Origin of the sequence: Noviherbaspirillum sp. (assembly GCF_036563305.1) — a bacterium.
Lineage (GTDB): Bacteria > Pseudomonadota > Gammaproteobacteria > Burkholderiales > Burkholderiaceae_D > Noviherbaspirillum.
The window spans coordinates 185,032-207,893 of sequence record NZ_DATCMQ010000004.1 but is presented as its reverse complement, the minus strand read 5'-3'; the positions used below and the strand labels follow the sequence as shown (position 1 = coordinate 207,893).

Below are 22,862 nucleotides of genomic sequence, written 5' to 3'. Positions count from 1 at the left end.
ACAGCGTCAAATTGTTACTGTTGGTTTTTCATCCCGGTGCTGCTGGCTATTACGCTTGAAGGAAACTACTCTGCCCCAAGCTAAGACCCATTCACTTCATCACGGCCAGGGAATCGTTCACCCGCGCCCAGTCACCTTCGCGACCACAATGCGCTTCCGCCCCCCCACCGCCCTGATCATCCTCGCCGTCCTGCACGCCTACATCGGCCTGCGCATCCTGCCTGCGCTGCCGATCGCGTTGCCGTTGAAGGTGCTCGGCGCCGTCTGGCTTGCTGCCTCGATGGGGCTGATTCCCGCCGGGTTCATGTCGCATGCGATCCGGCGCCAGCCGCTTGCCGATCGTATGGCGTGGGCTGGCTTTCTTGCGCTGGGGCTGTTCTCCTCGCTGTTTGTGCTGACCCTGGTGCGCGACGTGATGCTGGTCGCGGCGGCACTGATCGGGGCGTATGGCGCGGACCTGGTGCGGTGGAGCGGGGTGGCGGTGCCTGTACTGGCGCTCTTCGCGGCGCTCGTCGGCTTGTTCAATGCCCGACGGGTGGCGCAGGTGGTGCATGTCGAGATTCCGGTGGAGGGACTGCCGGAGGCGCTGCACGGCTTTACTATCGCGCAGATCAGCGACATCCATGTCGGGCCAACGATCAAGCATGGCTACCTGACCCGGATCGTTGAAGCGGTCAATGCGTTGGACGCGGACGTGGTGGCGGTGACGGGCGACCTCGTGGACGGCGCGGTGCAACATCTTGCGCCGCACACGGCGCCGCTGGCGCGACTGCAGGCGCGGCACGGGACGTACTTCGTGACCGGCAACCATGAATACTATTCCGGCGCGCATGGCTGGATCGCGGAGCTGCGCCGCCTCGGCCTGCGGGTGCTGCTCAACGAGCATGTGGTGCTGGAGCACGGGGGCGCAACGATGGTGCTGGCCGGCGTGACGGATTTCACCGCCCATCATTTCGATCCGGCGCATCGCAGCGACCCGGAGCGGGCGCTGCGTGGCGCGCCGTCGAATGCCGCCGTCCGGGTGCTGCTCGCGCATCAGCCGCGCACGGCGCCTGCGGCAGCCAAGGCGGGATTTGACGTGCAGTTGTCCGGCCACACCCACGGCGGACAGTTCTTTCCGTGGAATTTCTTCGTGCCGATGCAGCAGCCGTGGGTGGCCGGGCTGAAGCGCCTGGACAGGATGTGGGTGTACATCAGCCGCGGCACCGGCTATTGGGGGCCGCCGAAACGCTTTGGCGCGCCGTCCGAGATTACGCGGGTACGGCTGGTGCGGGCTGCTGCCTGATCGCGCGTTGCGTCGTGACCGGGGCCGGGGATTGCAGGCCGCCGACGGCGTCGCCGGAATCGCGTTTGCCCGTGCCGGCGATGCGATTTTGCTGCGACAGCCCGGGCCGTGGACGAATGGATGCGAACGGGTTTGCAGCTGACATGGAGAATCAGCGTGACACGGCGCTTTCCGCCTCCTGTTGACGACCCCGGTCCGCTTCGGCGCCTGCCACTGCCGGCGCACGTGTACTTTCCTGTATTTCTGCGATGCGCTGATGCCAATGCCTTGGCGCGTGGAAGTGGGGGGGCAACTTTCCGACGGCCTCTTTCAGCACGGCCAGGGTACTTTCCCTGATCCCGGGGTCTTCAAGACCCTCGATCAGCTTTACTGTGCAATCGTACATCGCTTGTCGGTCGGGGCCGGAGGTGCAACGCCGGATTGCTTTAGCGACGTGGGTGATCACCCAAGCTCTTCCTTCTGCCTCGCCGATACCCGTGGCGAGGTCGGTGACCTGAGTCAGGGGACCGACTAGGCAGCCCCCCCGTATCCGCGGGATCTCGTAGGTCAGTTTAATCAACGCCGCTGCCCTCCCGCTCCCGCTTGATATGCCGGCGATGGCATTGAGAGCGAAATCGAGCCCCTTCGATTGATCCTGCACTGGCAGCTTTTTCAGCATGCCGCCCAACATGGTGGCGGCGCCCGCTACCTCTGTGCTCTCCAGATCGAACAATACCTGTGCACTGGTCCGGAACTCTTCGAGGGTGTGGCACTTGATCAGATAGATTGCCTGGCAGATGGCGGCGACCGCTGCAGTTCTTTCAAGATTGGCCTGCGACGAGTATAAATCCCCGATAAACCTGGGGGCGCGTAGGAGGCTAATGAGGGGGTGGGGCAGCGCCCTCCATTCATTTATCTCCGCTCGTGGGTCACCTTGCCGTGATGTACGGTCGAGCCTCCCCGCAAGCGCCGCAAAACGCCCGAGCAAGCGAATGGAATCACTTCCTTGCGGGAGGGTGAGAAGAAGCGGATGACTTTCAATGATCGCCGCGCGCGCGGCATCCGATGCGCCGGATGCCTCGGCGATGTCAAGGATCTGCCTGAGACCGGCCATCAACTCCCCGCGCGGCATCCTGCACAAGGCCCTGCACAGACCAGTAACGGCCTCCGCACTTGTTTCGCCGGGCCTGGATGACGCCAGCAAGGCGGCAGCCTCGCTGAAGCATCGGGTCAGCGCGCTTCCCGGGGGCAGGCAGTCCAGCGCATTGATGACGGCGGCGGCGACGCTCTCGCGATCTTTCTTTGAAAGTGCGCTACGTGTCAGCCATAGTTGCTTCCGTTTCGACTGCAGGTCATTCGAACCGAGTCTTTGCGCGACAACCAGTGCGTCAAGCATGCCATCGATGCTCTCGACCTCATCTTTGGCGGGGGATGCCTGTGCCGCCTTGAGAATCGCAAGAAGCGCGTCGGCGCGCTCGGACGGGTTTAACTCCCGCACCTTGCGGGCGTCGGCGATCAGGCGCGCTGCCTTCCGCATGCTGTTGCACTCTGCCTGCAGGCGATTGTAGAGTCCGCGCGAGGCATGCCCGAGGCTTCCCGCATGCGTGGAAGGATCGTGCGGATACTCGTCGCGCGGGACGTGATCCAGGACCTGCAGAAGCAATTCATTCGGCAAATGCTCCAGCGACGCCGCGCGCGCATCGCGCGGGGTGGGCAGGCAGGGGCCGGCGCTGAAACGCATCTCCCCGTACCCGGGAGGTGCCATTGGCGCGGCCGCCCGCAACTCCGCCTGCAGCGCGGCATATCGATCGGCACATTCCTTGAGGGCGCGGCGTTCGGGCAGGCTGCCGCCAAGCTGCTGGCAGCGGCCGCGTCCGGTCCTTGCATCCTTGTACAGCACATCAAATTTCTCGCCGCGCCGCAGGGGCGTGATCCGCAGCGAGGAGTTCGGCAGTTCCGCGATGGTTGGATGAGGCGCTCCGACATTTCTGTAGTGTTGCAGAAGCGTGGGCGCGAGGCGGTTGAGTTCGTCCCGTATCTGGTCGGCCTTGCGTGGGGGCTGGGCGGACGCATGGAGGGATTCCGTGGTGCTGGTGAATCGGGGGCCGACAGCAAGGGCGGTAGAAACAGGGCACATGGGCGTACTGGTGATTGTGAAAGCAATCAGTGGTGTGAACGCCCGCTTATATCCATTTACCTTCTGCCGGGGGGGCAGGTCATGCATCCCCTGCGCCGGCCTCGTCCGCGCTGATCACGCCGGCCCGGGATCGCCTGCCCGTTCACTGGTCGAATGAAACCACGCTTGCCACTGGTCGCGATCATCCTCAGCCAGGCAAGCTTGCGCCCTCTGCAACAGATCGAGGGCATACGTCACAAGCTGCCTGTCCGTAAAATCATCGACCCATCTCGTCGCAAGGGTGAAGGCGCCGGCCCGGTCATCCGGGTCCCGGAAGCCGGCGAGCGCCCTGCACAGCGGCTCGATCAGGTAGTACTTGTGTAGCTGGTCGCTATTCCTTGCGATGCGGTCGGCAGCCTCGGGTGCATCGAACGGCGCTTTCTCGCTGGCGGCAAACTCCAATAGATAGCGCGCGGCATGCGTCCTCGCGTCCTCATTCTCCAGGGGGGCAAAGTGCTCCGCGGCGACGCGGGCACCCTCGGCCCGGTCATCGCGATCCAGTCCGCGGAGCAGCGCGGGAAGGTCCCGGGCGGCCCATCCTCCGGCACCTGCCATCTCCAGCTCAGTCAATACTTCCGCCTTCAGTGCAAACCCTGCGGTCGTTCTTCCGCCCCGCAAGTGCAGGTTGCGAAGAAGGATGCCTTGCGCATGTTGCCGCTCCCCTTGGTTCTCCAGCCTGCCGCTGACTGCCGCCAATGTCTTGAGCAAGGAAAACGCGTGGTCGTCCTGGGGCATGGAGGGCAGTACTTTCTCCAGGTTGATGAACGCCTCTCGCAGGTCTCCCGACCGGCCAAGGGTAGCGACCAGCTGGACGATGCTGCCGACGCCCGCCATGCGGTGCCCGTCGTGCAATCGTCCGACATTCTGACAGAGGCCCTTCACGACCTTGGCCCGCGCAGGATCCTCAAGGGACGCGGCAATGGTCGCAATACGATCGAAGCTGTTCTGCAGCGCGGTGCTGGCGGCAGGCAGATGTTCCAGCGCGTAGGACGCTGCAGCGATGACCTCGCCGAGGTCTTCCGGCAGCAGTTTGCTTTTCTGGTGCCAGAGCCTCGCACCCTCGGCGCGCAAGGCTTTTTTCGCTGCTTGCTGCGACTGATCCTGCGAGGCGATCTCGGCTCGCAGTTCATCGAGGCGACGGTCGATGCCCTCGCTCTTGTCTTCATGCGGAACGGCGAATGCATCGTCGAGGATCGCCGCCAGTGCCCTGGTGCGCTGCTCGGGCGTCACCAGCCTGTGTATGTCGCAGGCCCGGCGGATCAGGTGGGCCGCCTTTCTCATGCTATCGGTCTCACCCCTGAAATAACGGTAGATGTGGGGGGATGCGTAGCGCAGGCCGTCCGGGTGTTCGACCGGCTTCACCTTGTTGACGGTATTGGTGCGGGTTGCGCCCGCCCGCCCGCCCGATCTCAGCGCCTCGATCATGTTGGCGTGCGCGGCATTCTCAAACCGTGGCAGACGACGGATGATAGCGGTCATGATCTCGGGGGGCAGGCTCTCCAGCCGCGATAGTGTCGATGCCGTCGTTTTCTGGCGCTTGCGCTCGGGCGTACCGTCACGCCTTGCCGTCGGCCCGGTTTGTTCGGTCGCCTCCGCGAGACGCAACGCGTCCTCCATTGCAGCATATTCCTCCGCGCGTTTTGCCAGGCCTTCCAGCCCCGGGTGGTTTTTGTCCAGCTGCCAGACACGGCGTTCGCCGTTCAGGTCTTTATATTCCACGGATGCGGTTGTGCCGCTGCGCAGGCGGTGGATGTGCAGACGTGATCCCGGCAGCGTCAGTGTTGTCGGTGCCCGGGCACCCGCCTCGTTGTTTCCTCTTGCGTCGAAGTAACCCTGCGCCAGGACGGTGCCGAGGGCGTCGAGTTCGGTCCGGAGCTCACTGGCCTGCCGCCGGTTTTCGGCGGGGCGAGGCCGGGACCCGGTATCGGCAGGGGGGACGAGATTTGCAGACGAAATGATTGAGTAGGGAAACATTGCGCGCTCCGCATGACAGTTATTTCGTCAGTGGTTCCCCGCAACCAAAATGCTCCATCAGACTTCCACGGCGGCCGTCGTCCGGTCGCATCGGGATGCGCGTCGCAATGGCAACACCTCGAAACAATCTCGTTTTGCCTGTCCAGAACCGCGCCTTGCCTGGCCGGTCGAAATGCCGAAGCCACGCGGCTTCCCGCCGTGGTTCGCCCCGGCGGCCTGATGATGCTTGGAAACTGAAGGAGAAGGACGTGGGCATACTAGGCAGCATCCTGGGCAAGCGTGATTCCGGGATGGCATATCGGACAGTGGACGGCGGCCATCCCGCCCCCTACCCGGACATGACCGACGAGCAGTTGTACAACTACGAGACGGCGTTCAACGTCCCGCATCGCACTTTTGACCGACCCCCTGCACCGGCGCCGGTGGCCAGGACCGAAGAGCGCACCTGGAGCCGGCGCGAGGAGCCATTCATCCAGCATGATGAAATCCCGCCCGGCCAGCAGGTCCGGGACGAGCGGGTATTCGATGCGCCGCGATACATGTCGAACGGCGCGCAGGCCGCAGATGCCGCCCGTGCCGCTCACGTGCATCGGGCCGGCGACGAGGCGGAGGCCGCAGGCGTCACTGCCACCGCCAGTGCCGCCAGTGCTGCCACTGCCGCCAGTGCCGCCAGTTTCGACACGGCGCATCCCGCCCCCCCGGCACAGCCCAGCAAGGCGCCGGCGGCCCCGCTGGATTTCAGCCGGCCGGTCCGGCTCATCACCACCAAGCAGCCGGTCGAGATCATCACCACCCGCGCCCGCCATCCCATCTACAAGGTCCAGGGGTATATCGGCGACGACGAGGTGGTCACGGTCTTCACGAGTGACGGACGCCTGTCCGAGAACGGCTTGCCTTACCTGGAGAACGTACCGGACATGGATCACCTTTTCCTGAACATCTACCTGAACCGGGACGGCATCAGCACCGACAAGTATGTGGTGACGCAGCACCCGTCGCGCGAGGCGGCGGATGCGGAGGCGACGGCCAGCGCCGCCAAGGGCAAGGGCGAGCGCCTGACCTGCGTCGACGTGCAGCTGGACGCCTGAGCGCGCCGCGGCGCCGGCGCACTATCCGGTCGTCAGGTGCCGCGGAACAACCGCTTGACGCCATGCGGCGACGAGCGGAAATACTGCGGCGGCGCGGCCACCTCGCCGCCGAGTACCGCGGCGGCGTGCCACGGCCAGCGCGGGTTGTAGAGGATGCCGCGCGCCAGCGCCACCATGTCCGCCTTTCCCGACGCGACGATCTCCTCGGCCTGTTGCGGCTCCGTGATCAGGCCGACGGCGATGGTCGGCATGCCGCCTTCCTTGCGCACGCGCTCGGCAAAGGGCACCTGGTACCCGGGACCGACGCTGATCTTCTGCTGCATCGACAGGCCGCCGCTGGAGACGTCGATGAAATCGCAGCCGCGCTGCCGCAGCGCCTGCGCAAAGGCGACGGTCTGGTCCGGGTCCCAGCCGCCTTCCACCCAGTCGGTGGCGGACACCCGCACGCCGACCGGCTTGCCCGGCGCGAAGCTGGCGCGCACGATGTCGAATATCTCCAGCGGGAAGCGCATGCGGTTCTCCAGCGAACCGCCGTAGGCGTCCTCGCGCCGGTTCGACAGCGGGGACAGGAACTGGTGCAGCAGGTAGCCGTGCGCCGCATGCACCTCGATGGCGTCGATGCCGAGCCGGTCCGCCCGCCTCGCGGCGTCGGCGAAGCGGTCGCGCACGCGCTGCAGCCCGGCCTCGTCCAGGGCGTGCGGCAGTTCGTCATGGTCGGCGAACTTGACCGGCGACGGGGCGTACGGCACCCAGCCGCCGTCGGCGGCCAGGATGGACTGGCCGCCTTCCCACGGGGCCCTGGTGGATGCCTTGCGCCCGGCATGGGCGAGTTGCACCGCGATGGGCATCGGTGAGTAGCGGCGTACCGCGTGCAGCACGCGTGCCAGCGCCTGTTCGGTCTGGTCCGACCAGAGGCCGAGGTCGCCCGGCGAGATCCGTCCTTCCGCCTCGACCGCGGTGGCCTCGATGATCAGCAGTCCGGCGCCGGAAAGCGCGAGGTGGCCGAGATGGATCTCATGCCAGTCGCTGGCCTCGCCATTGCTGGCCGAGTACTGGCACATCGGGGCGATGACGATGCGGTTGGGCAGGACAAGGCTGCCGAGGGAGATCGGGGAAAACAGTGTGCTCATGGTCGGTCCGGGACAGGGGTTGAGGGGACGCGGGGCCGCAAGGCCGCCTGCGTGGCAATATGGGGAAATCTGCTGCGTTTAACCGGGACGTCCACCAACATGCGTGAACAAGAATCGGATTCCATCATCGTCGCATCCTATGTGCTGGCCGCCGCCGCCCTGGTGATCGTACTCTACAAGGGCCTGCTGGCGGCATTGTTCTCCGGCCTGCTGGTGTACTCGCTGGTGGTCGTGCTGGCGCCCGCCCTCGGCCGCAATATCAGCGACCAGCGCGCGCGCATGATCGCGGTGGCGCTGCTCGGCTCGCTGATCGTGCTGCTGCTGACGCTGGCGGTCTGGGGCACGGTCAGTTTCCTCCAGAGCGAGGCCGGCAGCGTCGAGGCCCTGATGAAGCGCATGGCGGACATCGTCGAGGCGTCGCGCGACCAGCTGCCACCCTGGGTCGAAGATCGGATCCCGGCCGGCACCCATGCCATCCAGGAGGCGATCACCGCATGGCTGCGCGCGCATGCGGTGCAGGCCCAGGCGCTGGGACAGGAGGCGGGCAGGGTAATTGCCCACCTGCTGATCGGCATGGTGATCGGGGCGATGGCCGCCTTGTACGACACCACGACCGCGCCCAACTACAAGCCGCTGGCCGCCGCGCTGCATGCGCGCCTGGTCAACCTGCACAGGGCATTCCGCAGCATCGTCTTCGCCCAGGTGCGCATCGCCGCGCTGAACGCGATCTTCACCGCGATCTACCTGGCGGTGATCCTGCCGCTGGCCGGGATCAAGCTGCCGCTCACCAAGACCATGATTGCCGTCACCTTCGTCGCCGGCCTGCTGCCGGTGGCCGGCAACCTGATCTCGAACACCGTGATCGTGATCGTCAGCCTGTCGCATTCGCTGGGCACCGCCGCCGTGTCGCTGGCCTTCCTGGTGGTGATCCACAAGCTGGAGTACTTCCTCAACGCCAAGATCATCGGCGCCCACATCGACGCCCGCGCGTGGGAACTGCTGGCGGCGATGCTGGCGATGGAGGCCGTGTTCGGCCTGCCGGGACTGATCGCGGCGCCGGTGTTCTATGCGTATGCGAAGCGGGAGCTGGCCGAGCGCGGGCTGGTCTGATCAGGCATCGCCGACCGTGACGATCACCACGCCGGTGCCGCCGCAGTTGGGGCAGGCCGCCTGCTTCGCGTCCCGTCCGCTGCCGGCGCAAACCGGACAGGTGTTTTCCGCGGTCTGCTCGGTGCCGGGCGTGGCCTCGTCGCCGGGGTTGCGGGCGGCGGGCGTGGGTGCGTTGGAATTGGTCGTGCTCATGGTCGCTCCGTTTCTCATTGTTCCGATGCCTGCAGCGCGATGGCCTTGCGCATCGCGTCGGCATCCTTGTCGCCCTTCTCGATTGCTTCGAAGTAGGACTGCATCTGCTTGCGCGTCACCTGCGGCGGCAGCGGCGGCACGTTGGCGTCGGCCACTACTTCCAGCACGCAGGGGCGGTCGGCCGCCAGCGCCTGGTCCCAGGCGGCGTCCATCTCGTCGGCCCGTTCGACCCGCATGCCATGCAGCCCGAGCATGCGGGCAAAATCCGCATAGGCGAAGTCCGGCAGCTCCTGCGAGGTCGGATACTTGGGAATGCCTGCCTGTCCCCGCTGCTCCCAGGTGACGAAGTTCAGGTCGCGGTTGTTCAGCACCAGGACGGTGAAGCGCGGGTCGCCCCAGTTGCGCCATTCCTTGGCCACCGTGATCAATGCATTGATGCCGTTCATCTGCATCGCGCCATCGCCGACCAGCGCGATCACCGGCCGCGCCGGATGCGCGAACTTGGCGGCAATCGCGTACGGCATCGCACAGCCCATGGTCGCGAGGCCGCCGGACAGCGACGCCATCATGCCCTTGCGCATCTGCAGGTGCTGCGCATACCAGCTGGTGGTGGAGCCGGAATCGCAGGTGAGGATGCAGTCATCCGGCAGGCGCGGCGACAGCGCCGAAAAGGCGCGTTGCGGGTTCATCGGGACACCCGGGTCCTGCGCGCGCCGGGCCAGCACTTCCCGCCAGCGCTGCACGCCCTGTTCGATCTCGCGCCGCCAGCCGCGGTCGCTCTTGCGGTCGAGCAAGGGCAGCAAGGCCCGCAGCGTCTCGCGGGCGTCGCCGGTCAGGTTGCATTCCATCGGATAGCGCAGGCTGCTGCGTCGCGCGTCGATGTCGATCTGCACGCCGCGCGCCTGCCCCTCCGGCGGCAGGAATTCCGCATACGGGAAGTTCGAACCGACCATCAGCAGGGTGTCGCATCCGTTCATCATGTCGGCGCTCGGCTTGGTGCCGATCATGCCGATGGCGCCGGTGACGAACGGCAGATCGTCCGGCACCGCCGCCTTCCCGAGCAGGGCCTTGGCAATGCCCGCGCCCAGTGCCTCGGCCACCGCCACCAGTTCCTCGCCGGCGTGCAGGGCGCCCGCGCCGGCCAGGATCGCGACCCGCTTGCCGCTGTTGAGGATGGCCGCCGCCTGCTGCACGCTTTCCACGTCCGGCAGCAGGTTGCGGCCGACGCTCCCGATGCCGGAATGCACGCTGCCGTGTTCGCGCGGCGGCGCCTCCACCGCTTCCAGTTCCTGCAGGTCGTTGGGCAGGATGACGCAGGTCACCGCACGCTGCTCGCGGGCAATGCGCATCGCACGGTCCACGAGGTGCCGCACCTGCTCCGGCGTGCTGGCCATCTGCACGAACTCGTGCGCCACATCCTTGAACAGCGACACCAGGTCGACTTCCTGCTGGTACTCGCCGCCGAGCGCCATGCGGGCCTGCTGGCCGACAATCGCGACGACCGGCTGGTGGTCCAGTTTCGCGTCGTACAGGCCGTTGAGCAGGTGGATGGCGCCCGGGCCGGAGGTGGCGAGGCAGACGCCGACTTCGCCGGTAAATTTTGCATGGGCGCAGGCCATGAAGGAGGCGAGTTCTTCATGCCGCACCTGGATGAAGTCGATGGCGTCCTGGCGGTCGAATGCGCCCATCAGGCCGTTGATCCCGTCGCCGGGATAGCCGTAGACGCGGTGGACGCCCCATTGCTGCAGGCGTCGAAGGACAAAATCAGCGACGGTGCCTGTCATTGTTCTGCTCCACAAAATGCCGCCGGAGCACGCAAGATGCGCGCCGGGACAGGCGTCCCGAATGGCGGAACCGCTCCCCCGGCAGCGGGTCAACTTCGATTTGCGAGAAAGGAAATGCCATGCTGCTCTCCCTCGGCTATGGCGCGACCGGCGCCACCACACCCTTGCAGCCGATCCGCTTCGAACGGCGCGACCCCGGGCCGCATGACGTGCAGATTGACATCCTCTACTGCGGCGTCTGCCACTCCGACCTGCATACCGTGCGCAACGAATGGGGCAATACCGTCTATCCGGTGGTTCCCGGACATGAAATCATCGGCAGGGTCACCGCGACGGGGCAACAGGTGACCCGGTTCCGGCAGGGCGACCTCGTCGGCGTCGGCTGCATGGTCGATTCATGCCAGCGCTGCGCCAGTTGCGCCGAGGGCCTGGAGCAATATTGCGAGAACGGTTTCGTCGGCACCTACAACGGCGAGGAGATGCATAGCGGCGGCATGACCTACGGCGGTTATGCGACCAACATCGTGGTGACGGAAAAATTCGTGCTGCGCATCCCGGACGGACTCGATCCCGCCGCCGCGGCGCCGCTGCTGTGCGCCGGCATCACCACCTGGTCGCCGCTGCGCCGCTGGAAGGTGGGGCCCGGGCAGAAGGTCGGGGTGGTCGGCCTCGGCGGCCTCGGCCACATGGGCATCAAGCTGGCGCGCGCGCTTGGCGCGCATGTGGTGCTGTTCACCACCTCGCCCGGCAAGAAGCAGGATGCGCTGCAGCTGGGCGCGCATGAAGTCGTGGTGTCGAAGAACGCGGACGAGATGCAGGCCCACACGAATTCCTTCGATTTCATCCTCAACACGGTAGCCGCGCCGCATAGTCTGGATGCCTTCCTGGTGCTGCTCAAGCGGGACGGGACGATGACCCTGGTCGGCGCGCCCGCGGAGCCGCACCCGTCGCCCCAGGTGTTCAACCTGATCATGAAGCGGCGCCATCTTGCCGGCTCCTTGATCGGCGGCATCGCGGAGACGCAGGAGATGCTCGATTTCTGCGCGTCCCACGGCATCGTCTCCGACATCGAGATGATTCCGGTGCAGCAGATCAACGAAGCCTATGAGCGAATGCTGCGCAGTGACGTCAAGTACCGGTTCGTGATCGACATTGCATCGCTCAAGGGCACGGCTCCGGCGTGAGGCGTGCCGCCTTGCAAGTGATAGCCCCAGGCCGCGGCCGGCGGGAGCCGGACCGAGGCTGAGCGAGTGCTCGCACCGGACGCCGGTCGAGCCGGGGGTGCGGGCATGCGCAGGGGCGGCACGCTGCTTGCAAGGGTAGCGTCAAGACCTTGTTTCGTGATGTACCTGCCGCCGGCACCACGCTTGCAGAAGCGCGGACCGGCGGCGCATGCTCCGCCTGCGGCTCAGTCGCGGCGCGGCGCGCTCACTTGTGTTCTCCATGAAGAAACCATACGTAGCTGACTTTGCGCCGGCTCCGCCGAATGTTGCTGCCGATGTTTCCCCGCAGGAGAGTCTCGACCGCGTTGCCCGGCTCGCCGCGGCATTGCTCGACGTGCCGGCGGCGATGGTTTCACTGCTCGACGCCGAGGCGGAATGGGTGAAATCCTGTCACGGCCTCCCGATGTCGCCGCCGGAAATCGACGGCGCGATCTCGTTCGGCGCGCGTGCATTCCGGCGCATGCGCCCCCTCGTCATCAACGAACCGGCACGCCACGCCCGCTTCGCGCGCCATCCCCTGGTCGACAGCGAGACACCGGTACGCTGCGTGGTCAGCGTGCCGCTGCATGCGGGCGGGCACTACCCCGCCGGCGCATTGACCCTGTTCGATTTCCGGCCGCGCCGATTCCGCCGGGAGCAACTGCGCGCACTGCGCGACCTGGCGGTGCTGGCGGAAGAATCGTTGCGGCAGAAGATGGCAGCCAGCGAACGCTTCAGCGCGCAGGACAGCTTGACCGGCCTGCCCAATCGCGGCCTGCTCATGGACCTCCTGCGGCACGCGATTGCGCGCTGGAAGCAGCAGGACCGGTGCGCGCTGGTCGCGCTGTTCAACCTCGACCATTTCAAGGACCTCAATCTCAGCCTCGGTCATGCGGCCGGCGACCGCGCGCTTGCCGCCGTGGCGCGCCGCCTGCGCGACGGCGTGCGCCAGAGCGACACCGTGGCGCGCATCGGCGGCGACGAATTCATCGTGATCCTGGAACAGGCCGAGGATGGGGAGCAGCCGGCGCAGGTGCTGCAGCGGCTGGTGGAAGGCGTGACGCGTCCGCTGCAGTTGCGCGGACAGGAAGTCGCGATCGGCTGCAGCATTGGCTACAGCAGCTATCCGGAGGACGGCGACAGTCCGGATACCCTGCTCAATGCCGCCAATGCCGCCATGTATCGGGCCAAGGAGGTCGGACGGGCGACGGTGCAGCGCTACACGCCGGACATCCGGCGCCGCGCCAGCCTGCGGCTGCACCTGGAGACCGGGCTGCGGCGGGCGCTCGAGCACGGCGAGCTGCTGCTGCACTTCCAGCCCAAGGCCAGCCTGCGCAGCGGCGCGGTCAGCGGCGTCGAGGCGCTGGTGCGATGGATGCATCCGGAATTCGGACTGGTGCCGCCGGCACATTTCATCCCGATCGCCGAGGAGACCGGCCTGGTCGTGCCGATCGGCGAATGGATGCTGGACGCGGCCTGCCGGCAGATATCCATGTGGAAGGAGGCGGGTGCGGCGCATGTGCCGGTTGCCGTCAACCTGTCCGCACGGCAGTTCCTGCGCCCCGATTTCGTGCGTGCCGTGCAGGACCTGGTGCGCATGCACGGGGTGCCGCCCGGTTGCCTGGAGCTGGAGCTGACCGAGAGCATGTCGATGGACGATCCCGAGAAGAGCATCGAGACGATGCATGCGCTGCGCAGTCTCGGCGTCTCGCTGAGCATCGATGATTTCGGCACCGGCTATTCCAGCCTGAGCTATCTCAAGCGCTTCCCGATCGACAAGCTGAAGATCGACCGTTCCTTCGTTGCCGACATTCCGCACAGCGGGGAAGGGCGCGCGATCGTGCAGGCCGTGATTGCGATGGCGCACCGGCTCCACCTCGAAGTGGTGGCGGAGGGTGTCGAGACCGAGAAGCAGGCGTCCTTCCTGGCGCTGAACCAGTGCGACGAGATCCAGGGTTTCTATTTCAGCCGGCCGTTGCCCGCGGACGAATGCGCGGCGCTGCTGCGCTCCGGACAGCGACTGCGCCTCGACCTGCTTGCATCCGCGCCGGTGCCGCCGCAGGCCCTGCGGCCGTCCAGCGCGGATGCAGAATTTCCTTCCCGGTGATGTAGCTTTTACCGCGACCGGCCAGGCAGCACTTCGCGCAGGACCTGGTGCGCGTCGCGGATCATCTTCTCGGTCACGTCCCAGCCGACGCAGCCGTCGGTCACCGAGCAGCCGTACTTCAGCTGCGACAGGTCTTCCGGGATCGACTGCTTGCCGCCGACGATATTCGATTCGATCATCACCCCCACCAGCGACTTGTTGCCGAAGCGGACCTGATTGACGACGTCGGTCATGACCAGCGGCTGCAGGTCGGGATTCTTGAAGCTGTTCGCATGCGAGCAGTCGATCACGATATTGGCCGGCAGCTTCGCCTTGGCCAGCGCCTGCTCCGCCATCGTCACCGAGACCGTGTCGTAGTTGGGTCGGCCATCGCCTCCGCGCAGCACCACGTGGCCGTAGCGATTGCCGCTGGTGCGCACGATGGCGACGCGGCCCTGGCCATTGATCCCGAGGAAGGAATGCGGATGCGATGCCGACAGGATTGCATTGATCGCGATGCCGATATCGCCGTCGGTGCCGTTCTTGAAACCGACGGGCGTCGACAGGCCGGACGACATTTCGCGATGCGTCTGCGACTCGGTGGTGCGGGCGCCGATCGCGGTCCAGGCGATCAGGTCGCCAAGATACTGCGGGGAGATCGGGTCGAGCGCCTCGGTCGCGGTCGGCAGGCCGAGCTCGGCAACGTCGAGCAGGAAGCGGCGGGCATTGGCCATGCCGCGCTCGATGTGGAACGAGTCGTCCATGTCGGGATCGTTGATGTAGCCCTTCCAGCCGGTCGTGGTGCGCGGCTTCTCGAAGTAGACCCGCATCACCAGCAGCAGGGAGTCCCTGACCTCGTCCTGCAGACGCTTCAGCCGCCGCGCGTAGTCGAGGCCGGCCTCCGGGTCATGGATGGAGCAGGGGCCCACCACCGCGAACATGCGCGGGTCCTTGCGGTCGAGGATGTTGCGCAGTGCCTCGCGGCCCTGGGTGACGACCGTGCCCGCGCGGTCGGACAGCGGCAGTTGCGCGTGCAGCGCTTCCGGCGTGGGCATCGTGTCGAACGAGGCGACGTTGACGTTCTCTACATGGAAAGTGGTCATCTTGCGGCGATCGGAAAGGGACGCGCCGGCGGCGCGCGAAAAGCGCCAAGTGTACCGCGTGACGGCTGGATCGGGTGCGCGGCGTCGCCCCGTCGTACGGTGGGCGCCGGCAAAAAAAGACCCGCACGAAGGCGGGCCCGAGGGGGTTGGGGAGTAAAGGAATCTGTGGATGCGCGATCAGCGGCCGCCGAACCGGCCGAATCGGTCCATGCGCTCGCGCTCAGCGCGCTGCCATTGCGCCAGGCGGCGTACCGCCGGCATGCTGTTGCTGCCATTTTTCTTGTCGGCCTGCGTGGGTTGGCGGGCCGGGTCGGACATGACGGGCTTGTCGAACATGTAAACCTCCTAAGGGCATGTGGCGCTGCGCTGCGGGTCGCGGGAAATCGTGCAGGGGATATTCCCATACAAGACTTAGACCAGCCTTAAGGAAGGAAGAAAAGCGGCAAACGCGGCGCGGCGGCCGCGTTTGCACCGTTTGCGGGCGCCGCCGTGCCCGTCAGTCGAGCGTCACCGCACGATAACGGTTCACCTGGTCGGCGCCGACCAGCGAGGCCTGGTTGCCCCAGTTGTTGCGGATGAACGAGACCAGGGCAGCGACTTCCTGGTCGTTGAGCACCGCGGCGTACGGCGGCATGCCGTAGGGACGCGGATTGCCGGCCGTGCTGGGCGGGTAGCCGCCGTGCAGCACCGCGCGGATGGCGTTGACCGGTTCCACGTGCAGGACGCTGCGGTTGCCGGCAAGCGCCGGGAAATGCGGCGGCTCGCCTGCCCCCGACGCCTTGTGGCAATTGACGCAATGCTGTTCGTACAGCGCGGCGCCGGCCTTGAGCACCCGCTCGGTCGCCGGTCCGGGCGGCGGTGGCGGCGACACCGCGGTCTCGCCCTGCGGCAGCGTCTTCAGGTAGACCGCCATCGCGCGCACGTCGGCATCGCTCAGGTACTGCAGGCTGGCGCCGACGACTTCGGCCATTGGCCCGGACACCGCGCCGCGCGCCGAGACGCCGGTCTTCAGGAGGTCGGTGATGTGCTGCGTTTCCCAGTCGCCGAGCCCGCCGCCGGCCTCGCCGGTCAGCGCCGACGCATACCAGTTGAGCATCGGGATCATGCCGCCGCCGAGATCCGCCTTCTGGTCGGTGGCCCCGAGCGCATTGCGTGCGGTGTGGCAGGCGCTGCAGTGGCCCAGCCCCTGCACCAGGTAGGCGCCCCGGTTCCACTCGGCGTTGCGCGCCGGTTCCGGCTGGTATTCGCCGGGCCGGAAGTACAGCGCGCGCCAGCCGACCAGCAGCGGCCGCAGGTTGAACGGGAAGCGCAGCGCCGGCGCCGCGTCCTCCTGGCGTACCGGAGTGACGGTGCGAAGGTAGGCATACATGGCATCTGAATCGTCCCGGGTGACGCGGGTGTAGTTCGGGTACGGAAACGCCGGATACAGGAGCCGGCCGTCCTTGCCTTTGCCGTTGTGCAGCGCGCGCCAGAAATCGTCCGCGCTCCAGGTGCCGATACCGGTCTCGCGGTCCGGCGTGATGTTGGGGGCCGGGATGGTGCCGAAGGGCGTGCGTATTGCCCGTCCCCCTGCATAGGGCTCACCGCCGCGCACCGTGTGGCAACCCATGCAGTTGCCTGCGCGCGCGAGGTAGGCGCCACGCATCGCCAGCGCGGTCGGAGGCTGTGATGCCATGCGCGACGGCGGGCCGGGGTCTTCCCGCAGTCCCAGCCAGGCGACGAGGCCGGCCGTGGCGACGACCAGCAGCAGCAACGGGAGCAGGATGCGTTTCATGCGTCTCCTCCTCAACCCGGCACGCTGCCGCAGGCCAGCGGCAGCTTCACCGACGCCGCCGGCGCCGGCGCGCTCTCGGCGGGCACCGGCTGGGTCGCCAGCCAGGCGGTGATCGCGCTGATGTCCTCCACCGCGAGCTGGCGCGAGATCTCACCCATGCAGTCCGGTGCCGCCGCACGGCGCGTCCCCTCGCGCCAGGCGCCAAACTGGGCGTTGAGGTAGTCGCGCGGGAGGCCGAGCAGGCCGGGAGTCGCCGGCGCCACGCCCGTCAGCGTGTTGCCATGGCAGGCAACGCATGCGGGGATCTTGCGCCCGCTGTCGCCTTCCAGCACGAGCGCGCGGCCGCGCGCCAGCACCGCGGGCGATACGTCGACGCGCTGCGGCGGCGGATAGGGAAGGTGCTGATCGGCGAAGAACCCGGCCATCTCGCGCAGGTATTCGTCGGACAGGTGCTGGACGGTGTACACCATCAGCGGATATTGCTGGCGGCGTCCGTCACGGAAGTTGACCAGCTGGTTGTAAAGGTATCCGGCCGGCTTGCCGGCGATGCGCGGATAGTAGCCGTCGCTGGTGGCGCGTCCTTCCTTGCCATGGCAGCTCATGCACGGCGCGAAACGCGCGGCGGCAGCATTGCCCGCCGTCTGCTGCGCGGCGGCGGGCGGCGCGAGCAGGAACGCCAGGCTCAGGATGGACAGGGAATGCGTCAGGGAAAATGGCATGGCGCTGAAGCGTACTGAAACCGCCAATTGTAGGCGATGTGAAAAGAACATGACCGGCAGCCTTGCACAATCCCGCTGCGCGGAGCCGGCGCCATGCCGTACAATCGCTGGCCTCGACGCCACCGGATAGCCCATGTACCGCCAGCCCATCGTCATGCTCGACTTCGAGACCACCGGCCTCAGCCCGGCGATGGGGGCGCGCATCACCGAGGTGGCCGCGCTGCGGATCGAGGGCGGGCGCATCGTCGACCGCTTCGTGTCGCTGGTGAACTGCGGCGTCGAGGTGCCGGCGTTCATCACCAGCCTCACCGGCATCACCCAGCAGATGGTGGACAGCGCGCCGGACGTCTCGAAGGTAGTGCCGGCGCTGCTGGGCTTCATCGGCGAGCATCCGCTGTCGGCGCACAACGCCAGCTTCGACGAAAAATTCCTTGTCGCCGAGAGCCGCGCGCTCGGCCTGCAGCCGCGGCACGGCGGCACCCTGTGTTCGCTCAAGCTCTCGCGTCGCATCTTTCCCGGCCTGCCGAGCTACAAGCTGGGCGCATTGTCCAGCCGGCTCGGCATCCGCTTCAGCGGCAATGCGCACCGGGCCGAGGCGGACGCCGAAGTCAGCGCCGACCTGTTGCTGCAGATCGGCAGCCGCATCGCGAGGCAATACGGCGTGGCCGAGATCGATGCAGGCCTGCTCGCCCGCATTGGCGCGATGCCCGCCGCCAAGGTGCCGGCCTACCTGCAGCGCACCTTCGGGCAGGGATAGATCCCCGCCGCCGGCGGTCGAACCGGTTTGTTCCTCGCGCACGCCCATGACCGTCCCGCGCATACCGCTGCTGCTTCTGCTGCACACGCTGCTCGCCGGCTGCACTTCGGCCGATCCCTCGGTCTATTTTCCGCCGCCGTCGCCCCCGCGCGTCGCGTTGCCCGCGGCGACCGTGGAAGACGCCGACGGCGTTCACGCCAGGCCGGCCCCGGCGCAGATTCCCGGGCCCGCCGGTGAACAGCCGCGCCGCGCCTCTAGCGCCACCATCGTGCGGATGCCGGCGCCACCCGCACCGCCGCCTGCGGTCCCCGCACCCAGCCTTCCCGCGACGTCCGCACCGGTTCCGCCAGGACCGCAACCGGTGAACAGCTGCGACGCGGGCGGTTGCTGGACGCCCGGCGGACGCGTGCAGGGCGGCACGGGCAATGTGCATCTCGACGCAGGCGGACGTCCTTGCCACGTCAACGGTGGCTGGCTGCAATGCTTCTGAGCTCTCCGTCCGGATAAAGGCCGCGGGTGCGCGCGAACAGGCGCACCAGTCCGAGCAGGGCATCGATGTTCGGTGTCGGCACCCCGGCCAGCGCGCCGATCTCGTGTACCGACGTCACCAGCGCATCGATCTCCAGCGCCTTGCCCGCTTCGGCGTCCTGCAGCATCGAGGTCTTGAACGCACCGAGCTTGCGCGTGACATTCATCCGGTCCTCGCCGCTCTGGCTGATCGGGCAGCCGATGCGCGCCCCGATTTCCGCCGCCTCGCGCATGGCGCCAAGGCAGAAGCCGCGCACCAGGGGATCGTCGAGAATCCGGTCGGCGGTCGCGCCGGTGATTGCCGACACCGGGTTCATCGTCATGTTGCCCCACAGCTTGTACCAGATGTCGGTACGGATGTCGGCGCTGGCCTCGGCCTCGAAGCCGGCACTGGCAAGCAGCGCCGCGAGCTGGTCGACCCGCGTCGACTGGCCGCCGCCCGGCTCGCCGAGGATCAGGCGATTGCCGAAGCCGGGGCGGATTACGCCGGGCCGCGGACTCGAGCTCGACAGGTGCACCACGCAGCCGATCACCTGCTGCACCGGGATGGCGCGCAACAGTGCGCCGTCCGCATCGAGGGACGGCAGGCGGGCGCCGCCGAGCGCGCCTTCCCTTCCCTCGAAGAACCACCACGGAACGCCATTCATCGCCGTCACCACGATGGTGCCGGGGCCGATCAGCGGCGCGATGCCCGCTGCAACTGCCGGCATCGCCGTCGCCTTCACCGCGATGAAGACCACATCCTGCACCCCGGCAGCGGCCGGGTCGGACTCCGCATGCATCGGAACGCCGATGGTCTGGTCCTGCTGCTCCAGTTGCGCGCCGCTGCTGCGCAGCGCCGCCAGCACTGCGCCGCGCGCGATCGCGGTCACCTCGCATCCTGCCGCGGCAAGCCGCGTGCCCAGCAGCCCGCCGACTGCGCCGAAGCCATATACGGCGATCTTCATTGCGTGTTCTCCTGTCTCTGCATCCCAGCCGGGAAGTGTAGCGCGGGCAGCGTGCGGACGCCGTATCCACCGTTCATGGCATGCGCGGCGGCCTTCACCTGTGCTACCTTGCGGGCCCAACAAGGGAGGAAACGCGCATGAAGACGCTGTTGCTGATGCTGTTGATCGCCATCTGCGGGATTGCCTGGCGCAGCCCGGAGATCGTTGCACTGCTTGACCCGGCCGCAGCGGGCGGCGCGAAAGCTGCATCGCCGGGCCTGGCCGCGCCCTCGGTGCAGGACATGGCGACGCCCAGGCCCGAAGGACAGCGGCCGATGACCGCGCAGGAGTTTGCCGAGCTGGCCCGGACCGATCCGCAGGCGTACCGGAAATACCTCGACAGCATGCGCGTCCGGGAAGAGCGATCCGAGGTCGACAAGCTGATGCACTTTTTCGCTCGCGGCAAGTACGAATAGCACAGGTCGCTGCGGTCACTGCGCCATGTTTGCATCGAGCGGACGCGGCGCACCGATCCAGTTGCCCTGGGCATAGTCAATCTGCAGCGCGCGCAACCGTTCGTAGATGGCGGCGTCGGCCACGTACTCCGCGATCGTGCGCCGTCCCATGATGTGGCTGATCTCGTTCGTGAAGCGCACCATCTCGCGGTCGACCGCGCTGTCCTTCATCATCGTGACGAACGAGCCGTCGATCTTGATGAAATCCACCGGCAGCAGCTTCAGGTAGGAGAAGGACGTCATCCCGGTGCCGAAGTCGTCGAGCGAGAAGCGGCAGCCCCGGTCCTTGAGCGTCTCGATGAAGCGGATGGTGCGCACGGGATCGGCAATCGCTCCGTTCTCCGTGATCTCGAAGCACAGCTTGTGCGCCGGTACCGGGGACTTCTCGAGGCAGGCGATTGCATACTGCTGGAACGATTCGTCGGCGAGCGTGCGGCGCGACAGGTTGATGGTTGCCATGTCGAGCCGCTCCACGTGCTCGGGCTCGCCTTCGAGCCACTCCAGCACCTTCTTCAGCACCCAGCGGTCTATCGCCGGCATCAGGTCGAAGCGCTCGGCCGCGGGCAGGAAGGCGCCGGGTCCGACGCAGCCGCCGTCACGCTCCTTCAGCCGCAGCAGGATCTCGTAGTGCAGCTTGCCGCCGTCCTGCGACAGCGGTGCGATCGGCTGGTAGTACAACGCCAGGCTGTCGCCGCGCAGCGCTTCGTTCAGGCGGCCGACCCAGTGCATGTCGTTCATGCGCCGGCTCATCGCCGCATCCTTCTCCCTGTGCACATGAATGCGGTTGCGTCCATGCTCCTTGGCGAGATAGCAGGCATGGTCGGACAGCCGCATCAGCTGTTCGACCGAGGCCGCGCGGGCGGTGATCGGCACGACGCCGATGCTGGCGCCCACACGGAAGGTCCGGCCGCCGCAGTCGAAACGGAAGGTGGTGGTCGCGTCCAGCAGCCTGGCGGCGACACGCCCGGCCTCGTCCGTCGTGCAGCGGGCGATCACCAGCGCGAACTCGTCGCCGCCAAGACGGGCGAAGGTATCGACTTCCCGTGCCGCCGCGCGGTATGCACGTGCAAGCTGCTGCAGCAGCGCGTCTCCGGCGGCATGCCCGCAGGTGTCATTCACGATCTTGAACTGGTCGAGGTCGAGGTAGATCAGCGCGGCTGACTCGCACCCCGCCCTTGCCTGTTCCAGAGCGGCTTGCAGGCGCGCTTCGAATTCCCGCCGGTTCAGCAATCCGGTGAGCGGGTCGTGGCTTGCCTGGTGGGCGATCGTATTCAGCAGCGCGTGGATGGCGGTCACGTCATGCAGCCCGATCGCCACGCCAACCAGGTGGCCATCCGCTCCATGTATCGGGGACGCCGTCACATCCACCGCATGTTCCTTACCCGCGCGGGAGCGCAACAGCCCGTGCCGGAACCTGGCCTCGCCGGGGCCGGCGGCAAGGCAATCGGTGATGAGGTCGGTCTCATGCGCTGCCTGCGGAAAGCGGATGCTTAGCAACGACTGCGCGGGCAACCCGCGCGCCTCCGCGAGCGTCCAGCCGGTCATCCGCTCCGCGGCGGGGTTCAGGTAGTCGATGCAGCCGGCACCGTCGGCAACCAACACGCTGTCGGTCAGCACGGCAAGGCTTGCCCTTATCCGGTCCTGCTCCATCTGCCGGGCGGTCTCGCCGGTCCGCAACCGATGCGTATCCCGGAAGATCTCCGCGAGGAGCCGCAAGGCTGCGTCGTTCCCGGCATTTCCCTCGACGCCCCGCGCACAGGACTGCAATACGCGAGCCAGCCGTTCGCTGTCCTCCCTCGCCGGACGGGCATCGTGCACGTCCACGCCCGTTCCGAGCAGTTGCAGTCCTGTTGCGCCCTCGCGCCGCCATTCCGCCTGCAGGCGGAACCAGCGGTACTGCCCGTCGCCTGTTCGCATGCGCAGTTCGGCCTGCATCGGCGGACGCTGTGAGGCGGTCTCCGCCGGTGCCGCCACCGGTCGCGGCTTCTGCCGCATCAGCTGCCGCAGAAGCCGCCGGTCCTCGGCATGCACGCGCTGCACCCATGCGCGGGCCTGGACGGGTGCGTTGCCGGCGCGCCCAAGCATGCGCATGCACTGCGGCGACACGGCAACCATGCCGGTCGCCGGATTCCAGCGCCAGCTGCCTGTAACGACCAGCGGCAGGCGTGCCGCGAGGGCCTTGTACGGCGTCAGGTCGACCACCATCCTGGCGCAGGCGCGCACGCCGAGGCAGGATTCCGGCAGCATGACGAACGTGCTCGCCGCCCAGAACACCGATCCCCTTGCCTGGCGATTCCATCCTTCCGCATCGTGGCGCCCCAGCGCCTGCGCGTTCCGTATCTCCTGCGCCGCTTCCTGCATGCCGGCCGCGGCGTCGATATGCAGGAAGCCGACAGGCCGTCCGATGGCCTCCTCGGCGGCATAGCCGTACAGCGCTTCGGCCTGCCTGTTCCAGCCAAGGATGATGCCTTCCGTGCTGAGCAGCATGACAGCGCACGATATGGCGGGGCGGGCGGTTGTGTGCGCGGGTGGCG

General features: G+C 67.2%; 19 protein-coding genes. 8 read left to right on the top strand and 11 right to left on the bottom strand.

The annotated features are described in order from the left end of the window. The first annotated feature begins 148 nt into the window (after window positions 1–148). A complete protein-coding gene (locus VIM12_RS01920) occupies window positions 149–1,285 on the top strand; it encodes a metallophosphoesterase (protein WP_331939917.1) in 1,137 nt (378 codons plus the stop codon). Between the two features lie 151 nt (window positions 1,286–1,436). Here the strand turns inward: VIM12_RS01920 and VIM12_RS01915 are convergent, their stop codons facing one another. Beyond that, entirely contained in the window at window positions 1,437–3,488 is a 2,052-nt protein-coding gene (locus VIM12_RS01915) for a hypothetical protein (RefSeq protein ID WP_331939916.1), read from the bottom strand. Between the two features lie 27 nt (window positions 3,489–3,515). After that, complete coding sequence (locus tag VIM12_RS01910; protein WP_331939915.1) at window positions 3,516–5,414, bottom strand: hypothetical protein; 1,899 nt, start codon at window positions 5,412–5,414, stop codon at window positions 3,516–3,518. A 290-nt stretch (window positions 5,415–5,704) separates the two neighbouring features. Here VIM12_RS01910 and VIM12_RS01905 point away from each other — a divergent pair, with 290 nt between their 5' ends. Beyond that, window positions 5,705–6,502, top strand: a complete 798-nt coding sequence (locus tag VIM12_RS01905) for a hypothetical protein (protein ID WP_331939914.1) — start codon at window positions 5,705–5,707, stop codon at window positions 6,500–6,502. Between the two features lie 32 nt (window positions 6,503–6,534). Here the strand turns inward: VIM12_RS01905 and VIM12_RS01900 are convergent, their stop codons facing one another. Continuing rightward, complete coding sequence (locus tag VIM12_RS01900; protein WP_331939913.1) at window positions 6,535–7,632, bottom strand: NADH:flavin oxidoreductase/NADH oxidase; 1,098 nt, start codon at window positions 7,630–7,632, stop codon at window positions 6,535–6,537. Between the two features lie 99 nt (window positions 7,633–7,731). On the opposite strand from VIM12_RS01900, the gene VIM12_RS01895 reads away from it, so the two are divergent. Beyond that, window positions 7,732–8,742 carry an AI-2E family transporter gene (locus VIM12_RS01895; protein ID WP_331939912.1) on the top strand — a complete coding sequence of 337 codons (1,011 nt, stop codon included), beginning with the start codon at window positions 7,732–7,734 and terminating at the stop codon, window positions 8,740–8,742. Here the strand turns inward: VIM12_RS01895 and VIM12_RS01890 are convergent, their stop codons facing one another. Both VIM12_RS01890 and VIM12_RS01885 read right to left on the bottom strand, forming a co-directional pair. Next, a complete protein-coding gene (locus tag VIM12_RS01890) occupies window positions 8,743–8,934 on the bottom strand; it encodes a hypothetical protein (RefSeq protein ID WP_331939911.1) in 192 nt (63 codons plus the stop codon). Window positions 8,935–8,948: 14 nt separating this feature from the next. Next, window positions 8,949–10,718 (bottom strand): thiamine pyrophosphate-requiring protein, encoded by a 1,770-nt coding sequence (locus VIM12_RS01885; RefSeq protein WP_331939910.1) that lies wholly within the window; start codon window positions 10,716–10,718, stop codon window positions 8,949–8,951. 119 nt (window positions 10,719–10,837) lie between these two features. Here VIM12_RS01885 and VIM12_RS01880 point away from each other — a divergent pair, with 119 nt between their 5' ends. Both VIM12_RS01880 and VIM12_RS01875 read left to right on the top strand, forming a co-directional pair. Beyond that, entirely contained in the window at window positions 10,838–11,902 is a 1,065-nt protein-coding gene (locus tag VIM12_RS01880) for an NAD(P)-dependent alcohol dehydrogenase (protein WP_331939909.1), read from the top strand. Between the two features lie 259 nt (window positions 11,903–12,161). Further along, window positions 12,162–14,027 (top strand): putative bifunctional diguanylate cyclase/phosphodiesterase, encoded by a 1,866-nt coding sequence (locus tag VIM12_RS01875; RefSeq protein WP_331939908.1) that lies wholly within the window; start codon window positions 12,162–12,164, stop codon window positions 14,025–14,027. Window positions 14,028–14,035: 8 nt separating this feature from the next. Here the strand turns inward: VIM12_RS01875 and VIM12_RS01870 are convergent, their stop codons facing one another. The 4 genes from VIM12_RS01870 to VIM12_RS01855 all read right to left on the bottom strand — a co-directional run bounded on the left by VIM12_RS01870 (window position 14,036) and on the right by VIM12_RS01855 (window position 17,602). After that, a complete protein-coding gene (locus VIM12_RS01870) occupies window positions 14,036–15,109 on the bottom strand; it encodes a 3-deoxy-7-phosphoheptulonate synthase (RefSeq protein ID WP_331939907.1) in 1,074 nt (357 codons plus the stop codon). Between the two features lie 177 nt (window positions 15,110–15,286). Beyond that, complete coding sequence (locus VIM12_RS01865; protein WP_331939906.1) at window positions 15,287–15,445, bottom strand: hypothetical protein; 159 nt, start codon at window positions 15,443–15,445, stop codon at window positions 15,287–15,289. Window positions 15,446–15,605: 160 nt separating this feature from the next. After that, window positions 15,606–16,883, bottom strand: coding sequence for a cytochrome c (locus tag VIM12_RS01860; RefSeq protein ID WP_331939905.1), 1,278 nt, complete (start codon window positions 16,881–16,883; stop codon window positions 15,606–15,608). Between the two features lie 11 nt (window positions 16,884–16,894). After that, window positions 16,895–17,602 carry a c-type cytochrome gene (locus VIM12_RS01855; RefSeq protein WP_414691734.1) on the bottom strand — a complete coding sequence of 236 codons (708 nt, stop codon included), beginning with the start codon at window positions 17,600–17,602 and terminating at the stop codon, window positions 16,895–16,897. Window positions 17,603–17,735: 133 nt separating this feature from the next. On the opposite strand from VIM12_RS01855, the gene VIM12_RS01850 reads away from it, so the two are divergent. Continuing rightward, window positions 17,736–18,359, top strand: coding sequence for a 3'-5' exonuclease (locus tag VIM12_RS01850; RefSeq protein WP_331939904.1), 624 nt, complete (start codon window positions 17,736–17,738; stop codon window positions 18,357–18,359). A gap of 46 nt (window positions 18,360–18,405) precedes the next feature. After that, window positions 18,406–18,849, top strand: coding sequence for a hypothetical protein (locus VIM12_RS01845; RefSeq protein WP_331939903.1), 444 nt, complete (start codon window positions 18,406–18,408; stop codon window positions 18,847–18,849). Here VIM12_RS01845 and VIM12_RS01840 read toward each other — a convergent pair. Then, window positions 18,821–19,834, bottom strand: a complete 1,014-nt coding sequence (locus VIM12_RS01840) for a 2-dehydropantoate 2-reductase (protein ID WP_331939902.1) — start codon at window positions 19,832–19,834, stop codon at window positions 18,821–18,823. The genes VIM12_RS01845 and VIM12_RS01840 overlap by 29 nt on opposite strands. A 137-nt stretch (window positions 19,835–19,971) precedes the next feature. Between VIM12_RS01840 and VIM12_RS01835 the strand changes: the two genes are divergently transcribed. Next, window positions 19,972–20,289 (top strand): hypothetical protein, encoded by a 318-nt coding sequence (locus tag VIM12_RS01835; protein ID WP_331939901.1) that lies wholly within the window; start codon window positions 19,972–19,974, stop codon window positions 20,287–20,289. A 15-nt stretch (window positions 20,290–20,304) separates the two neighbouring features. Here VIM12_RS01835 and VIM12_RS01830 read toward each other — a convergent pair whose 3' ends face one another. Further along, entirely contained in the window at window positions 20,305–22,815 is a 2,511-nt protein-coding gene (locus tag VIM12_RS01830; protein WP_331939900.1) for an EAL domain-containing protein, read from the bottom strand. Between the last annotated feature and the right edge of the window lie 47 nt (window positions 22,816–22,862).

Excerpts from the sequence above, each read along its gene's own strand:
- VIM12_RS01880 (WP_331939909.1), top strand. The coding sequence starts at position 10,838 with ATGCTGCTCTCCCTCGGCTATGGCGCGACCGGCGCCACCACACCCTTG.
- VIM12_RS01865 (WP_331939906.1), bottom strand. The coding sequence starts at position 15,445 with ATGTTCGACAAGCCCGTCATGTCCGACCCGGCCCGCCAACCCACGCAG.
- VIM12_RS01835 (WP_331939901.1), top strand. The coding sequence starts at position 19,972 with ATGAAGACGCTGTTGCTGATGCTGTTGATCGCCATCTGCGGGATTGCC.
- VIM12_RS01920 (WP_331939917.1), top strand. The coding sequence starts at position 149 with ATGCGCTTCCGCCCCCCCACCGCCCTGATCATCCTCGCCGTCCTGCAC.
- VIM12_RS01870 (WP_331939907.1), bottom strand. The coding sequence starts at position 15,109 with ATGACCACTTTCCATGTAGAGAACGTCAACGTCGCCTCGTTCGACACG.
- VIM12_RS01860 (WP_331939905.1), bottom strand. The coding sequence starts at position 16,883 with ATGAAACGCATCCTGCTCCCGTTGCTGCTGCTGGTCGTCGCCACGGCC.
- VIM12_RS01895 (WP_331939912.1), top strand. The coding sequence starts at position 7,732 with ATGCGTGAACAAGAATCGGATTCCATCATCGTCGCATCCTATGTGCTG.
- VIM12_RS01875 (WP_331939908.1), top strand. The coding sequence starts at position 12,162 with ATGAAGAAACCATACGTAGCTGACTTTGCGCCGGCTCCGCCGAATGTT.
- VIM12_RS01915 (WP_331939916.1), bottom strand. The coding sequence starts at position 3,488 with ATGCATGACCTGCCCCCCCGGCAGAAGGTAAATGGATATAAGCGGGCG.
- VIM12_RS01905 (WP_331939914.1), top strand. The coding sequence starts at position 5,705 with ATGGCATATCGGACAGTGGACGGCGGCCATCCCGCCCCCTACCCGGAC.
- VIM12_RS01885 (WP_331939910.1), bottom strand. The coding sequence starts at position 10,718 with ATGACAGGCACCGTCGCTGATTTTGTCCTTCGACGCCTGCAGCAATGG.
- VIM12_RS01850 (WP_331939904.1), top strand. The coding sequence starts at position 17,736 with ATGTACCGCCAGCCCATCGTCATGCTCGACTTCGAGACCACCGGCCTC.
- VIM12_RS01890 (WP_331939911.1), bottom strand. The coding sequence starts at position 8,934 with ATGAGCACGACCAATTCCAACGCACCCACGCCCGCCGCCCGCAACCCC.
- VIM12_RS01855 (WP_414691734.1), bottom strand. The coding sequence starts at position 17,602 with ATGCCATTTTCCCTGACGCATTCCCTGTCCATCCTGAGCCTGGCGTTC.
- VIM12_RS01900 (WP_331939913.1), bottom strand. The coding sequence starts at position 7,632 with ATGAGCACACTGTTTTCCCCGATCTCCCTCGGCAGCCTTGTCCTGCCC.
- VIM12_RS01910 (WP_331939915.1), bottom strand. The coding sequence starts at position 5,414 with ATGTTTCCCTACTCAATCATTTCGTCTGCAAATCTCGTCCCCCCTGCC.
- VIM12_RS01845 (WP_331939903.1), top strand. The coding sequence starts at position 18,406 with ATGACCGTCCCGCGCATACCGCTGCTGCTTCTGCTGCACACGCTGCTC.
- VIM12_RS01830 (WP_331939900.1), bottom strand. The coding sequence starts at position 22,815 with ATGCTGCTCAGCACGGAAGGCATCATCCTTGGCTGGAACAGGCAGGCC.
- VIM12_RS01840 (WP_331939902.1), bottom strand. The coding sequence starts at position 19,834 with ATGAAGATCGCCGTATATGGCTTCGGCGCAGTCGGCGGGCTGCTGGGC.